Below are 14,842 nucleotides of genomic sequence, written 5' to 3' on the forward strand. Positions count from 1 at the left end.
CGGTCGGGTCGTTAGCTCAGTCGGTAGAGCAGCGGACTTTTAATCCGTTGGTCGCGCGTTCGAGTCGCGCACGACCCACCACGAATTCGCAGTGAAATCAAGCGACTAGCGCCACCCCTTGCCGGTGGCGCTTTTTCTTGCGCGTTCGGTTGCGGCGCGGGTTCGCACGCCGGCGCCCGCGCGCAACGAATAAGCCTCATCCCGGTCCGCCGAATTTCTCGGCATACAGCTCGCACAGCCAGTCCACGAAGACGCGAACCCGCGGGGAAAGCTGGCGGTGCGATGGGTACAGTGCGCTGACAGGCAGGTCGGGGCACGCCCATTGCGACAGGACCTGGACCAGTCTGCCGGCCTGCAGATGTTCTTCCAGGCGGAAGCGCGGCACTTGGATCAGCCCGCAGCCGGCCAGGGCCGCGCTGGTATAGCACTCCGCGTCGCTGACCGACATCCAGCCGCTGGCCTCGAATTCCTGCCGCCTCCCGTCGACGATCACGGAAAAGGGATAGCGGTAGTCGTTGCCCCGCGAGAAGAATCCGATGCCCTGGTGCCGCTCCAGGTCGCTGGGGTGCTGCGGCGTGCCGTGCCGGGCCAGGTAGTCCGGGCTGGCGCAGATGATCTCCGGCATGTTCGCCAGTTTCCTGACGACCAATGACGAGTCGCGCGGCTGGCCCGCCCGCACGACGCAGTCGATGCCTTCCTTGACGAGGTCGACCAGGCGGTCTCCGCTGCTGAGCACCACGTTGATGTTGGGATAGCGCGCCCTGAATTCGCCGATGCGCGGCAGGATGATCGTCGTGGCGTGCGCGCCGTGCAGGTCCAGTCTCAAGGTGCCATGGGGGTTGGCGACGTGCGTGCTGATGGAGGATTCGGCATCTTCCAGGTCGGCCAGTACGCGCCGGCTGCGCTCGTAGAAGGCCTGGCCGTCCAGGGTCGGCTTGACCTGGCGGGTGGTGCGGTCCAGCAGGCGCGCGCCCAGGCGGCTTTCCAGCTGCTTGATCGCATGGGTGGCCGTGGCGCGCGGAATATTCATCATCTCGGCGGCTTCCGTGAAGCTGCCGAGTTCAACGATCCGATTGAACAACTGCAACGCAACGAAGCGGTCCATGACGGGCTCTCTATTTGTCGCTATGGGGGATCCGCGCCCGTTCCAGCATGGCGCGCCGCGGCGGGCCGGCATGCCGGCGCCAGTCCGATTCTATGGCGAAAGGGCTGCCCGCGAGTCGAGCGCGGCATGGTCCAGCACCTGCCGCATGACGCCGCCCTGCCAATCGAAGTACGGGTTGAATGTCAGGCGGGCGTGCACTTTTCCTTCCTGGACGTAGCCCCAGTCGGAATACCACACCGGCGCGCCCCGCTGGCAATCGGCGCGCGCGGCATCGGGCTGGCCATTCCAGCACAGGCGCAGACTGCCCGCGGCGCCATACAGCGCATTACCCGGCGCGAACAGCAGGCCCATGTGAGAAAACTGGCTGATCCGCAGCTCGGGCAGGTAGTCGGTCCGCACCAGCACCCGCGGGTCGCGGTCGAAACCGTCGCGCTTGCTGCCATACCAGATCAGGCGGCTGGCCGGGTGGGGGAACTGGGCGCTGAAGCCTTGCGCCAGGTAGCCGGTGTCCAGCACGGAGTCGTGCTCGGCCACCACCATCAGCACGGGCTTGCCGTACGGCCCGCTGGCCAGCGCCTGGCGGGCCCGGCGGCTGCTGCGGTAGAACTGCGCGAAACCGTTGGTGGGCACGGTCATGTAGCGCACGGCGTTCTGCATCGGGCGGATGCCGTCGGGCTCGCGCAGCCAGGGCCGCGCCCAGGCGATCAGCGGGGCCAGCCAGTCGTAGGCGCTGTTGGACAGGAAGGCCGGCGAAAAAAGCAGCAAGCCCGCCACATCGGGATTGGCATAGGCATGCTCGACGACCAGGTTGGCGCCGGTCGAGAACCCGCCCAGATAGACCTGCTCCACTTCGCGCCGCAGCGCGCGGGCCTGCTCGTCCACCACCCGGCGCCAATCTTCCAGGCTGACGTCCAGCAGGTCTTCCGGGCGCGTTCCATGGCCGGGCAGCAAGACGGTGCGGACCAGGAAGCCCGCCGCGGCCAGCTGTTCGCCAATGTCGCGGAAGGACCAGGGCGAGTCTCCCAGTCCGTGCACCAGCAAGACACCGCGGCGCGGCTGGCTTTCGGGACGCCATTCGCGCGGGGCGTTCCAGTCGATTTCGAGCGCCGGGTCGGCGCCTTGGTAGACGCGCCGTTCCAGCAAGAGCTGGACAGTGTCCTGCCGATAGGCGTCGAAAGAGACCTGCCGGGCGCCGGGCGCGTCATGGCCGGTGCCGGTGCAGGCCGCGGAGGCCAGCAACACGGCCGCGCCCGCGGCGCAGCGGGACAGGAAGCGTCTGGAGCGACGGAAGGCTTGCACGGTAGCTGGGGTGTGTCGATGCGCCAGGGGAGGCTGGCCGATGTTCCATGCGGAAAAGCCCGGCCCGCACGGTGAATGATGATACTGCGCCCGGACCGGCGCGGGCTCAGGCGCGCAGCAAGGCCTGTACGCGCTCCGGCGTGAAGGGCATGTCGCGTATCCGTCTGCCGGTCAGCGCATGGAAGGCGTTGGCGACCGCGCCGCCGGTCATGGGCACGCCGATTTCACCCGAGCCCGATGGCGCGGCGCCCGACTCGATGATGCGGACCTGCACTTCCGGCACCTCGTGCATGCGCAGGGGCTGGTAGTCATAGAAATTGCTCTGGCGGATTTCGCCGGCGGCGATGTCGATCCGTTCTTTCAGCAGGCCGGACAGGCCGAAGATCACGCCGCCCTCGACCTGGGCCTCGAGGTTGCGCGGGTGGATGGCGATGCCGGGATCGACCGCTGCCCAGAAGCGATGAACCCGGATTTGTCCCGTTTCCGGGGCCAGGGATATCTCGGCCACGCCGGCTCCCAGCGTAGCCTTGTATCCCGCGAAGGCGAGGCCATGCGCCCGCCCGGCCGGCGCCTTGCCGAAGTCCGACATGGCGACCACGGCGTCCAGCACCGCGCGGCCGCGCGGGCTGTTGGCGAGCAGGCGCCGCCGGAAAGCAACCGGGTCGCTGTGGGCTGCCTCGGCGAGTTCGTCGATGAAACATTCGCGGGCGAAGCAGTTGGGCGCCCAGCCGATGCCGCGCCAGGCCGAGACGCGCGCGCCGCGTTCCAGGATGACATGCTCCGCCAGGTAATCGCCGATGTCGTAGTCCAGGCTTTCCGCGCCTTCCATGACCAGCAGGTCGCGGTTCTGCGCGCCCTGCCAGCGCGACGGCGCGGCGTACTCCAGGATCGACGGGCTGGCGACGCGATGGCGCAACGCCGCGACTGCGCCGCTTTCGTTCAGCGTGGCTTGCATGCGGTGCGCGGTAATCGGACGCAGCCAGCCGTTCTTGACATCGTCTTCGCGGGTCCAGATCAGCTTGACCGGCCGCTTCAGCTGGCGCGACAGCAGCAGGGTGTCGCGCAGGTTGTCGCGCGCGAAGAACGTGCGGCGGCCGAAGGCGCCGCCCATCTGCATGGCATGGAAGCGGATGCGGTCCGGAGTGGTCTGCAGTGTCTGCGCCGCCACGCCGATCGATATGGACTGGCTTTGCGTGCCCAGCCAGATTTCGGCGCCCTTGCCGTCGGCGTCGACCGCCGCCACGGCATTGAGCGGTTCCATTTGTCCGTGATAGAGATACTCCGTGGTGAAGCTGGCTTCGACCAGCCGGTGCTGCCGGTCGCCCAAGGCGGCCACGGCGTCCCCGCGCTGCTGCCAGGCGACCGCCGTGCGCTGCAGGTCGTCCGCGGCCTGCAGCGTGGCGGCGCGTTCGGCGGCGCTGTCCGCCGTGCGAAACGGCGACGTCCGGGTCCACTCCACCTTCAATGCGGCCCTTGCCTTGAGCGCCGTTTCCCAGCGCTCGGCGACCACCACCACCGAATGAGGCAAGGTGATCACATCGACCACGCCGTCCCAGGCCGCTACTCCGGCATGGTCCACCGACACGGGCGATTCGCCCTCCACGGGAGCCAGCAACTGCGCGGCGTAGACCATTCCCGGCAGCCGCACATCGATCGAATACACCGCCGCGCCCCGGATCTTGTCGGGAATATCGCGCCGCCCGACATTCGTGCCGAGCAATCGATACGCCGCGCGCGGCTTCAGGTCGGCATCGGCGATCTCGGGAACCTGGCTGATGATCCGCGGCAGGGCCGCGACTTCGCCGAAGGTCATGCGGCGTCCGCTGGGCGCATGCACCACGATGCCTGGCTCGGTCGTCACTTCGGCCGCCGGCGCGTTCCAGGCCGCGGCGGCGGAGTAGACCAGGATGCGGCGCGCGCCGGCGCCCGCGCGCCGCATGATGTTGAAGTAGCCCGCCACGGATGAACTGCCGGCGGTGAACAGCATGCCGCCGGTATCCGGGTTCCCGTAGACGCTGGCCGGCCCCTGGTCGAGCTGCTGCACGCGCACCCGGGCCCAGTCGGCGTCCAGCTCTTCGGCCAGGATCATGGGCAGGGATGTCATCACGCCCTGTCCCATCTCGGTCGATCCAAAGCGAATGGTGACGGTATTGTCGGGGCTGATCGTGACCCAGGCATTGGCCAGCGGCGCGGCGGCCTCCTGCGCCATGGCCTTGCCCACGAGCACCCGGACGGTTCCTTCCGCCATCACGGCGAAACTCAGCGCGCCCGTGGCGCGTAGAAAACCCCTGCGCGACACTTCCGCTGTCAGCGTCATGACGAGGTCTCCTGCGCGGCGCGTTCGACGGCGCGGACGATCCGCTGGTACGTGCCGCAACGGCACAGGTTGGCGGCCATGGCGTCGACGATCTCCTCGCGCGAGGGCTGGGGCCGCGCTTGCAACAAGGCGGCGGCCCGCATGATCTGCCCCGATTGGCAGTACCCGCATTGCGGTACTTGTTCGGCGATCCATGCCTTCTGCAAGGGATGGTCGCCGTTCGGCGACAGGCCTTCGATTGTCGTCACGGAGCGGCCCAGCGCGCTTTCCAGCGGCGTCAGGCAGGCGAACACCGCCGCGCCGTCGAGATGCACGGTGCAAGCGCCGCACAGGCCCGCGCCGCAGCCGAACTTCGTGCCGACCAGGCCGAGATGTTCGCGCAATACCCACAACAGTGCGGTGTCGGGAGCGGCTTGTACATCAAGCTCGCGCCCGTTGATCGTCAGGCTGGCCATGCTGTCTCTCCAGGATAGCGGCGATGCTGTGGTTGCATCGGGCGCGCCACCCGAGGGGTTGCGCGCTGTAGATTCCACGGGGCACAGACTAGCAGTCGCGGTCGACGAAAAAATCCCGCCAAACTTGGCAAGACTATTTAAGCTTGCTCAACAATGGCGGCGGCACGCGGCGGACGAGGGCGGCCGAACCCGGCCTCCGGCGCAGGGCCTGCCCGCGCCAGGAACAGGCGGCATGGGGCCTAGCTGGCGCGTCTGCGCCACGCCAGGATGACCGCCGCGACCGGGGCCAGTATGGCCAGCCACGACAGCGCATCCCAGACGTCATCGCCCAGCAGCGCCGACACCAGGCCGATGCTGGAGGCTGCCCCCAGCCAGATCGGGATACGGAAAACCTCGCGCGCCGATTGCAGGTGGTCGGTGCGCGCCTGGCGCGAGTCATGGCGGGTCACGGCGCGGCCTCGTTGGCGTCGGTCTGGCGCAGGGCATGGGCGGGTTCCGGCGCGTTGTCGGCATGCGCCTTGGCGCCCGCCGCCTTGGGCTTGCGCAGCCACAAGTACACGCCGCTGCCCAGGACGACGATGGCGAAGATGTCCAGCACCGCCCACAGCAGCTTCAGCGGCAGGCCGCCGTAGTCGCCGAAATGCAGCGGCTGCGACAGGAACAGGGTCTTCACGTACCAGGGCATGTCGCGCGTATCGGTCAGCTTGCCGGTGGCCGCATCGACCAGGGCCGGCTTGAGCAGGCGCGCCGTGACCGGCGTGCTGCCCTTCAGGAAGAAGGTGTAGTGATGCGGGCTGGAGAACATCGTTCCCGGAAAGGCGACCAGGCTGACCGTCATGTCGGGCACCGCGGCGCGGGCGGCGCGGATGGATTGTTCCAGATGCGCGGGCTGGGTCACGGGCGGCAGGCCCCGGTAGGGCGCCGTCATTTCGGCCATCTGGTCCATCTGCCAGAGGCCCAGGATGACCCGGTTCAGCGTGTTGATGGTGCCCGTGAGGCCCACGACCGTCAGCCACACGACCGTGACGATGCCCAGCAGGTTGTGCCAGTCGAGCCACTTGACGCGGCGGCTGCGCCGCGTGCGCAGCGCGCCGAATTTCAGGCGGCGCATGAACGGGTAGTACAGCACCACCCCCGAGACGATGGCCACCACCATCAGCAGGCCCATGAAGCCCAGGAACAACATGCCCGGCAGGCCCGCGAACATGTCCGTGTGGAGCTTGAGCATGACATACATGAAGCCTTCATCGGTCTTGGGTTCGTCCAGCACCTGGGCGCTGCGCGAATCGACGATGACGGCATTGTTTTCCTCGGGCGGCGCGTCGATGGCGCTGGCCATCGACACGTACGTGATGTCGGGATGCTCGTCCTGCTCCCAGAACATGTAGCGGATCACCTCGCCCGGGCGGCGCTCCAGGGCGGCTTGCGCGATCCGGTCCAGGCTGGCGTTCGGCGTGCCGGCGGGCATGGGCGGGGCCTCGACCACGCCCGTGAGGTGCTCGATTTCCTCGTGGAAGATCAGCGGCAGCCCGGTCAGGCACAGCAGCAGCATGAAGACGGTGCAGACCAGGCTGCTCCATTTGTGGATCCACGACCATGTTCGGGTTGACATGCGAGCGTCCTCAGAAGCCGATGCTGGCCGACAGCGTGTAAGTGCGCGGCGAGCCCACGAACAGGTAGCCGGCGGTCGCGGTGCCCCAGTAGTCCCGGTCGAACAGGTTCTCCACGTTCAGGCGGAAGGTGACGGGCTTGCCGCTGATCTTCGTCTCGTAGCGCGCGCCGGCGTCGACCCGGGTCCAGCTGGGAACCGACAGCGTGTTGGCGGCGTCGGCGTAGGTGCTGGCGGTGTAGATGACGCGCCCGGTCAGCGTCAGGCCCGGCACGAACGGGGTGTCCCATTCGGCTCCCAGGTTGAATTGCCAGTCGGGCACGCCGATCGCCTGCTTGTCTTCCAGGTCGGCCGTCGCGGCCTTGGTGATGACGCCGTCGATGTAGCTGATGCCGCCCAGCAGTCGCACGCCGCGCGTCACCTCGCCGGCGAAGGTCGCTTCGACGCCGCGGTTGCGCTGCTCGCCGAAGACGCCGAAGGTATTGCCGGAGATGCCGGAACTGGGCCTGGTCAGTTCGAACAGGCTGATCGTGGCCAGCATGTCGTCGTTCAGGTTGAACTTGGCGCCGAGCTCTTTCTGCTTGGACTTGAACGGCGGCAGGGATTCGCCGGGATTGCTGATGGCCGCGCTGGTGGGCGCGGTATCGCCGCGCGACAGGCCTTCGACGTAGCTGGCGTACAGCGAGATGTCCGGCCGCACCTTGAATACCACGCCGGCGAAAGGCGTGGTGGCGCGCTTGTCGTAGTAGGGCCCGCTGGGCTCGCCGTTCATGAAGTTGTAGTCCTGGCCGGCCACCTGCTGGCGGCGCACGCCCAGGGTCAGCTGCACCTGGTCCTGCATGAACGACATGGTGTCCGCCAGGGCGTAGCTGGTCAGCTTCGTGCGCAGGTAGCGCTGCAGCGGGTTGTCGATGCCGGCCGTGGAGGGGGTGTCGAACACATCCCCCGAGTAGATGTTGGAGCTGCCGCCCGGATAGCCCGTGTAGAAGCCCAGGCGCTGGTCCTGGTCCAGCCTGGTGTAGCTGAAGGCCACGTTGTGGCTCACCGGCCCGGTGGAGAACCTGCCGCGCAGCCCGGCCTCGGTCGACTTGCTGTCGACCGTCATCCGTTGCCAGCCGCCGAAGTAGGAATAATCGCCCTGGGTATTCAGCAGGACGGGGTTGGCGGCGATCGAATCCCAGTTCAGCTTGCGCTGGCCGTAGCCGGCGTAGGCGGTAATGTGCTCGTTCAGGTCGTATTCGACCTTGAAGACGCCCGAGCCATTGCGGCCGTCGCTCCAGCCCAGGCCCGGGTAGGGGTTGTTGTTGCTGGGCGCCTCGGGGATGGAGGTCAGCGTCGGGCCGAGCTGGAACTGGCGCACCACGTTGTCGATGCGTTCTTTCTGCCACAGCAGGTCCAGCGATGCGCGCAGCGCTTCCCCCCGGTAGTCCAGCGCCAGGGACGCCAGGCTTTCGCGGGTGGACTGGTCCTTGATCGGCGTGTCGCCGTCGCGGGTCATGGCGTTGATGCGTATGCCGAAAGCATTGTCGGGCCCGAAGCGGCGGCCGATGTCCGCATGCACGCCGAACACCGAGTCCGACGACACGCTGCCCGTGATGCGGGTGACCGGTTCGTCGGTCGCGCGTTTCGGCACGAGGTTGACGACGCCGCCCACGCTGCCGCCCGGCGTCATGCCGAACAGCGCCGCGGACGGGCCCTTGATGATCTCCACTCGCTCCAGCGTCTCGACCGGGGCGCGCCAGTAGGGCGCCAGCCCGAACATGCCGTTCAGCGCGAAGTCCGAAGTGGGCACGGTGAAGCCGCGGATGGTGAGGTCTTCGTTGATGTTGGAGCGGGCGCTGCCCATGCGCACCGACGGGTCAGTGGTGGCCACGTCGGCCACGGATCGCGCCTGCTGGTTCTCGATGGTCTGGGCGGTGTAGCTGGTGACGCTGAAGGGCGTGTCCATGACCGAGGTGTTGCCGAGAATGCCCATGCGGGCGCCGCTGCCGACCTGCCCGCCCGCGATCGGCGCGGGCGCCTCGTCCATGGCGGCGGCGGCCCCGGACACCGTGATGGCCGGCAGCAGGGTGGCGGCCGCCGCGTCCGGGTCCGGCGCCTGCGCCGCCGCGCCTGCCGCATAGAGCGCCGCCCCGCCGGCCAGCGCGCCCTTGATGACTGCGCTTCTGCGTCTTTGTGCGCCTGGACGGCCCGCGGTTGCCTGTTGCACCATGCTCTCCATGTTTCAGCAATAAAAACGCAGATGATAAGCATTATTGTTTAAAATTGATACTGGGGTTTGCCATGCCGGGGGAGGCCGGGCGCCGCGGCCCGCTTTCCGCTGGTTTCCGCCGCCTGCCGTTGATTTCTGGCAATGCCAGCGCCGAGCGGCAGGCCGATTTCGTTATATAGTTCACTACATAACGAAATCGGATCTTCCCTGCGCCGGAGCCCTCATGCGTCATCATCGCCTGCGTCTTGTCCTGTCCCTGGCCGCCATCTCCCTGGCGGCATCCGCCCCGGCCGCCGAAGTCCAGGTCGCCGTGGCCGCCAATTTCACCGCCCCCATGCAGGCGATTGCCAGGCAGTTCGAGCAGGCCACCGGCCACCGGGCGGTCGCTTCGTTCGGCGCGACCGGGCAGTTCTACGCGCAGATCAAGAACGGCGCGCCCTTCGACGTGTTCCTGGCGGCCGACGACGACCGGCCGGCCCGGCTCGAGGCCGAGGGCCAGGCCGTGCCGGGCTCGCGCTTCACCTACGCGGTGGGCACCCTGGCGCTGTGGTCGGCCAGGGAAGGCTATGTGGATGACCAGGGGGCGGTGCTGAAGCAGGGCGGGTTCAGACACCTGTCGATTGCCAACCCCAAGGCCGCGCCCTACGGGCTGGCGGCCACCCAGGTGCTGACCCGGCTGGGCCTGGCCGACGCCATCAAGCCCAAGATCGTCGAGGGCCAGAGCATCGCGCAGGCGTACCAGTTCGTGGCCAGCGGCAACGCCGAGCTGGGTTTCGTGGCGCTGTCGCAAGTCTATAAAGACGGCCGGCTGGCCGCCGGCTCGGCCTGGCTGGTGCCGGGGGCGATGCACGACCCCATCAGGCAGGACGCTGTTATCCTCGCGCAAGGCCGGGACAATCCCGCCGCCCAGGCCTTCGTCGACTACCTGAAAGGCCCCGAGGCGGCCCGCATCATCCAGTCGTACGGCTACGAGGTTTCCGCGCAATAGGGCACACGGACCCACCCCATGCACCTGGATTCATCGGACCTGGCGGCGATCTGGCTGACGATACAGCTAGCCTCGCTGACCACCGTCCTGCTGCTGATCATCGGCACGCCCATCGCCTGGTGGCTGGCGCGCACGCGCTCGCGCCTCAAAGGCCCGGTCGGGGCGGTGGTGGCCCTGCCGCTGGTGCTGCCGCCCACGGTGCTGGGCTTCTATCTGCTGGTGCTGATGGGGCCGCACGGCGCGGTCGGGCAGGTCACCCAGGCGCTCGGCCTGGGCGTATTGCCGTTCACCTTCGCCGGGCTGGTGGTCGGTTCGGTGGTGTATTCGCTGCCGTTCGTGGTGCAGCCGTTGCAGAACGCCTTCGAGGCGATCGGCACGCGTCCGCTGGAGGCCGCCGCCACGCTGCGCGCCAGCCCGCGCGATTGTTTTTTCTCGGTGGTGCTGCCGCTGGCCCGGCCGGGCTTCATCACGGCCGGCATCCTGGGGTTCGCGCATACAGTGGGCGAGTTCGGCGTGGTGCTGATGATCGGCGGCAACATCGAAGGCAGGACCCGCGTCGTGTCGGTGCAGATATTCGATCACGTCGAGGCGCTGGAATATGCCCGGGCGCACTGGCTGGCCGGCGGCATGGTGGTGTTCTCGTTCGTGGTCCTGCTGCTGCTGTACACGCGGCGCCGCGCCGTGGCCGCGCTGTAGCCCGCCATGGACCGGCCCATGCCTATCCGTCCGCCAGGCGCCGAGACTGCCGCCGCCATCGAGGCGCGTTTCCGCGTCGATTACGCGGGCTTTGCGCTGGATGTGGACCTGCGCCTGCCCGGCCGGGGCGTGACCGCGCTGTACGGGCATTCCGGCTCGGGCAAGACGACCTGCCTGCGCTGCCTGGCCGGCCTGGAGCCGGCCGCGCGCGGCTACCTGCGCGTCAATGACGAGGTCTGGCTGGACACGCAACAGGGCCTGGCGGTGCCGACGCACCGGCGGCCGCTGGGCTATGTGTTCCAGGAAGCCAGCCTGTTCCCGCACCTGACGGTGCTGCGCAACCTGCAGTTCGGGCTGAAACGGGTGCCGGCGGCGGCGCGCCGCGTCGAGCTGGACCAGGCGGTCGAGTTGCTGGGCATCGGCCACCTGCTGGCGCGCATGCCGGCCAGGCTGTCGGGCGGCGAGCGCCAGCGGGTCGGCATTGCCCGCGCCCTGCTGACCAGTCCGCGGCTGCTGCTGATGGACGAGCCGCTGGCCTCGCTGGACCAGGCGCGCAAGCAGGAGATCCTGCCGTACCTGGAGCGCCTGCACGACGAACTGGATATTCCGGTGGTCTACGTCAGCCACGCGCCGCAGGAAGTGGCGCGGCTGGCCGACCACCTGGTGCTGCTGCATGAGGGGCGCGCCGTGGCCAGCGGGCCCATCGGGCAGACGCTGGCGCGGCTGGACCTGCCGCTGGCCATGGCCGAAGACGCCACGGTGGTGGTGGATGGCACGGTCGCGGAATTCGACCCCCAGTACCGCTTGATGTCGGTGCGCCTGCCCGGCAGCAGCGCCTGCCTGCGCGTCGTGCACGCCGGCCTGCCGCCGGGCAGTGCGGCGCGGCTGGCGGTCAAGGCGCGCGACGTGAGCGTCGCGCTGGCGCATCCCGAGGGCAGCAGCATCGTCAACGTCATTCCGGTGCGTGTGCTGGACATGGTGCCGGCCGACAATCCCGATCACATCCTGGTGCGCCTGGACGCCGGCGGCACGCCGCTGCTGGCGCGCATTACCCGCTATTCGCGCGACCAGTTGCGGCTGGCGCCCGGCACGCATGCCTGGGCGCAGATCAAGGCGGTATCGGTGCTCGGCTGACGGCCGCTCAGGCGAACAGCCGCTTCATGTCCAGCGCGCGGATGATCGCGGCGGCGGCCTCGACCACCGCCGGCAGCGGCCGGTCGGCCGGCGTGGCGAGGGTGAGGTTGTTCATGATGGTGGGGTCGGCGATCTCCGAGCAGGTCAGGTAGGTCTGGCCCGGCATGTCGTTGAGCGCCGAGCGCGGCAGGATCGTGTAGATGTTGTCGTCCGTCATGGTCTCGAGAATCGTGTGCACCACGTCGACCTCGGCCACCACGTTGAGCGCCACGTTGAGCTCGCGGCAGGTCCGGTCCACCAGCATGCGGATGGTGTTGGGGGCGCTGGGCAGCACCAGCGGGTAGCCGCCCAGGTCGCGGGCGCGCACGCGCGGCGGCGGCGCCGGGCGGCAGGCTTTGCCATAGGCCAGCACCAGGTCCTCGCGATAGACGGATTCGTAGCGCACCAGCGAGGAGGGCGGCGGGTCGTACAGCAGCGCCAGGTCGACGCGGTCCTTGGCCAGCCACTCGTTCATCTCGGAACTGAGGCCTTCGGCCAGCGCCAGGGCCGCGCCGGGATGCTGGCGCCGGAACGACTGCACGATGTGCGGGGCCAGCCGGCGCGCCACGCGGTGCGGCATGCCGAGCCGCACCTTGTGCTGAGTCGGCGGGGCAAAGGCGCGCATGTCCTGCCTGGCCTGCTGCGCCATGGCGTCGAGCGCCTTGGCATGCGCCAGGAACCGCAGCCCGGCCGGCGTGGGCTCCACCCCCCGGCCGGTGCGCACCAGCAAGTGGTGCCGCAATTCGGCTTCCAGCAGCTGGATCTGGCGGCTGAGCGATGGTTGCGACAGCCCCAGCACCTCGGCGGCGCGCGACAGGCTGCGCATTTCGCAGGCCATGATGAAGTAGCGGATTTGCTTGAGATCCATGGCGCCAATGGTATACGTTTTTTCTATATCAGAAGTCAGCCGGGACACATTGCCGGGGCCGCGCCGGCTGCGCATCATGCGGGATTCTCGTCAACCATACGGTTTCCCATGCCCGATTGCGCGCCTCCGCTCGCTGAAGTCACGCCGCCCAGCCATGCGCTGCCGGCGCATGCCTGCGACAGCCATTTCCATGTGTTCGGGCCGGCCGACGTTTTCCCCTATGCGGCGGACCGCCCGTATACGCCGCCCGATGCGCCGTTCGAGCAGGTGCGGGCGCTGCACCGGCGGCTGGGCTTTTCCCGCGGGGTCATCGTGCAGCCCGGCTGCCATGGCTACGACATGTCGGCCACCCTGGACGCGCTCGACCGGGGGGCGGGGCAGTACCGGGCGGTCGCCCTGCTGGCGCCCGACGCGGACGAGCGCCGCATCGCCGAGCTGGACCGCCGCGGCGTGCGCGGCGTGCGCTTCAACTTCGTGGCGCACTTGGCCAACGCCGGCTGGGACGAGCTGGCCCGGGTGGCGCCGCGCATCGCGCCGTTCGGCTGGCATGTCTGCATTCATTCGGACCACGCCTCGCTGATCGACCTGCTGCCGCGCCTGCGAACCCTGCCGGTGCCGTTCGTGATCGACCACATGGGGCGGGTGCCGGCGCAGCAGGGCGTCGACAGCGCGGCCTTCCGCGCGCTGCTTGCGCTGCGCGACCATGCGCACGCCTGGGTAAAGATCTCCGGGCTGGACCGCGTGTCGAGCAGCGGTGCGCGCCCGTTCCACGATGCCGAGCCGCTGGTGGCCGCGCTGCTGGAGGCGATGCCGGAACGCCTGCTGTGGGGCACCGACTGGCCGCATCCCAATGTGGCGGGCGACATGCCGGACGACGGCGAGTTGCTCAATACCTTCCTGCGGCTGTGTCCCGACGCGGCCCTGCGGTCGCGCATCCTGGTGGACAACCCGGACCGCCTGTATCGCTTCCAACCCTGATTCCGACCTCGCGAGCATTGGCCATGCACCACCTGTTGATCAAGATTCCGCAAGCGGCCGCTTCCCGCGCGGAGCTGCACGCCGCCCTGGCCGGCGTGGATCCGGCGCGACTGGCGCTGTACCACGCCGCCGATCACGCCGAGACCTACGCCATGCTGGCCGCGCCCGCCGATCCGGCGCCCTTGCTGGCGGCATTGCGCGCGTCCTATCCGGGGACCGAAGCCGTCGCGCTGGACCTGACCACCGACCTGGCGGGACAGGCCGCCGGCCAGTCCGCGCCGTGGTTCTATGTGGTCGAGACCGACATCAAGCCGGCGGCCGAGGCCGATTTCGACCGCTGGTACGAGACCGAGCACCTGCCCGGCCTGGCGGCGGTGCCGGGCACCGTGCGCGCGCGCCGCTACCTGGCCCGCGCGGGCTCGCCGCGCTATTACGCCTGCTATGAACTGGCCAGCCGCGCGACCTTCGGCTCGCCGGCCTGGCTGGCCGTGCGCGCGACCGACTGGAGCAGCCGCGTGCGCCCCAACTTCATCAACACCAAGCGCACCATGTTCCGCCTGGTGCCGCCGAACCGCGAGGCTTGAACATGGCCAGACTCGACCCCCCCGAAGTGCACGATATGTCGACGCATCAGCGCCGCGTCCACGATGCCATCGCCAGCGGCCCGCGCGGCAGGGTGCGCGGGCCGCTGGCGATCTGGCTGCACCGTCCCGGCCTGGCCGAGCACGCGCAGGCGCTGGGGCAGTATTGCCGCTACGACTCCAGCCTGCCGCCGCGCCTGTCCGAGCTGGCCATCCTGGTCATGGCGGCATGGTGGCGCGCGCCGTTCGAATGGTGGGCCCACCACCCCATCGCCCTGCGCGAGGGCCTGGACGCGGATGCCGCCGAACAGATCCGCCTGGGCGCCGCGCCGCGCTTCGCGGCGCGCGACGAGGACGTGGTCTACCGCTTCGTGCGCGAGCTGCTGGAGACCCGCCGCGTCGGCGATGCGCTGTACCGCACAGCCACCGAGGTGCTGGGCAGGGATGGCGTGGTCGACCTGGTCGGCATCGCCGGCTACTACACGCTGATCTCGATGACCATCAATGTATTCGACGTGCAGCCGCCCGACGGCAGCACGGTCGAGTTCGGCCGCTGAGCGC

14 protein-coding genes and 1 tRNA gene are annotated in these 14,842 nt (G+C 68.9%); 7 read left to right on the forward strand and 8 right to left on the reverse strand.

What is annotated here, in order from left to right; all coding sequences use genetic code 11:
* The first annotated feature begins 5 nt into the window (after positions 1–5).
* Positions 6–81 (forward strand) — tRNA-Lys (locus CAL24_RS03440).
* A 115-nt stretch (positions 82–196) separates the two neighbouring features.
* On the opposite strand, the gene CAL24_RS03445 is transcribed toward CAL24_RS03440, so the two are convergent.
* The 7 genes from CAL24_RS03445 to CAL24_RS03475 all read right to left on the reverse strand — a co-directional run bounded on the left by CAL24_RS03445 (position 197) and on the right by CAL24_RS03475 (position 8,997).
* Positions 197–1,105: a LysR family transcriptional regulator gene (locus CAL24_RS03445; RefSeq protein ID WP_028356814.1), complete on the reverse strand. Its 909-nt coding sequence runs from the start codon at positions 1,103–1,105 to the stop codon at positions 197–199.
* Between the two features lie 90 nt (positions 1,106–1,195).
* Positions 1,196–2,404: an alpha/beta hydrolase gene (locus CAL24_RS03450; protein WP_249278467.1), complete on the reverse strand. Its 1,209-nt coding sequence runs from the start codon at positions 2,402–2,404 to the stop codon at positions 1,196–1,198.
* Positions 2,405–2,510: 106 nt separating this feature from the next.
* Positions 2,511–4,721, reverse strand: coding sequence for a xanthine dehydrogenase family protein molybdopterin-binding subunit (locus CAL24_RS03455; protein WP_094805726.1), 2,211 nt, complete (start codon positions 4,719–4,721; stop codon positions 2,511–2,513).
* On the reverse strand, positions 4,718–5,176 hold the full coding sequence (locus CAL24_RS03460; RefSeq protein ID WP_094805727.1) for a (2Fe-2S)-binding protein: 459 nt from the start codon (positions 5,174–5,176) through the stop codon (positions 4,718–4,720). Before CAL24_RS03460 ends, CAL24_RS03455 begins: the two co-directional genes overlap by 4 nt.
* A gap of 239 nt (positions 5,177–5,415) precedes the next feature.
* Positions 5,416–5,625: a hypothetical protein gene (locus tag CAL24_RS03465; RefSeq protein WP_028356811.1), complete on the reverse strand. Its 210-nt coding sequence runs from the start codon at positions 5,623–5,625 to the stop codon at positions 5,416–5,418.
* On the reverse strand, positions 5,622–6,788 hold the full coding sequence (locus CAL24_RS03470; RefSeq protein WP_094805728.1) for a PepSY-associated TM helix domain-containing protein: 1,167 nt from the start codon (positions 6,786–6,788) through the stop codon (positions 5,622–5,624). The genes CAL24_RS03465 and CAL24_RS03470 overlap by 4 nt, the downstream gene beginning before the upstream one ends.
* Before the next feature lie 10 nt (positions 6,789–6,798).
* Positions 6,799–8,997 carry a TonB-dependent receptor gene (locus CAL24_RS03475; RefSeq protein WP_249278468.1) on the reverse strand — a complete coding sequence of 733 codons (2,199 nt, stop codon included), beginning with the start codon at positions 8,995–8,997 and terminating at the stop codon, positions 6,799–6,801.
* Positions 8,998–9,220: 223 nt separating this feature from the next.
* Between CAL24_RS03475 and modA the strand changes: the two genes are divergently transcribed.
* From modA to modC, 3 genes are read left to right on the forward strand one after another with little or no spacing between them, the layout of a single operon-like run.
* Positions 9,221–9,985 (forward strand): molybdate ABC transporter substrate-binding protein, encoded by a 765-nt coding sequence (gene modA, locus CAL24_RS03480; protein ID WP_094805730.1) that lies wholly within the window; start codon positions 9,221–9,223, stop codon positions 9,983–9,985.
* A gap of 18 nt (positions 9,986–10,003) precedes the next feature.
* The gene (gene modB / locus CAL24_RS03485) at positions 10,004–10,681 is read left to right on the forward strand and encodes a molybdate ABC transporter permease subunit (RefSeq protein WP_094805731.1); all 678 of its coding nucleotides are present in this window, start codon (positions 10,004–10,006) and stop codon (positions 10,679–10,681) included.
* A gap of 18 nt (positions 10,682–10,699) precedes the next feature.
* Positions 10,700–11,815, forward strand: coding sequence for a molybdenum ABC transporter ATP-binding protein (gene modC, locus CAL24_RS03490; protein ID WP_094806485.1), 1,116 nt, complete (start codon positions 10,700–10,702; stop codon positions 11,813–11,815).
* Between the two features lie 7 nt (positions 11,816–11,822).
* Here modC and CAL24_RS03495 read toward each other — a convergent pair whose 3' ends face one another.
* Entirely contained in the window at positions 11,823–12,722 is a 900-nt protein-coding gene (locus CAL24_RS03495) for a LysR family transcriptional regulator (RefSeq protein WP_249278469.1), read from the reverse strand.
* A gap of 108 nt (positions 12,723–12,830) precedes the next feature.
* Between CAL24_RS03495 and CAL24_RS03500 the strand changes: the two genes are divergently transcribed.
* Genes CAL24_RS03500 through CAL24_RS03510 form a run of 3 tightly spaced genes read left to right on the forward strand, consistent with a single transcriptional unit; the run spans position 12,831 to position 14,838 of the window.
* Positions 12,831–13,700 carry an amidohydrolase family protein gene (locus tag CAL24_RS03500; protein WP_094805733.1) on the forward strand — a complete coding sequence of 290 codons (870 nt, stop codon included), beginning with the start codon at positions 12,831–12,833 and terminating at the stop codon, positions 13,698–13,700.
* 23 nt (positions 13,701–13,723) lie between these two features.
* Positions 13,724–14,284 (forward strand): DUF4286 family protein, encoded by a 561-nt coding sequence (locus CAL24_RS03505; RefSeq protein WP_094805734.1) that lies wholly within the window; start codon positions 13,724–13,726, stop codon positions 14,282–14,284.
* 2 nt (positions 14,285–14,286) lie between these two features.
* Entirely contained in the window at positions 14,287–14,838 is a 552-nt protein-coding gene (locus CAL24_RS03510; protein WP_094805735.1) for a carboxymuconolactone decarboxylase family protein, read from the forward strand.
* Positions 14,839–14,842: the final 4 nt, after the last annotated feature.

This window comes from Bordetella genomosp. 2 (assembly GCF_002261345.1).
Taxonomy (GTDB): Bacteria; Pseudomonadota; Gammaproteobacteria; order Burkholderiales; family Burkholderiaceae_B; genus Bordetella_A.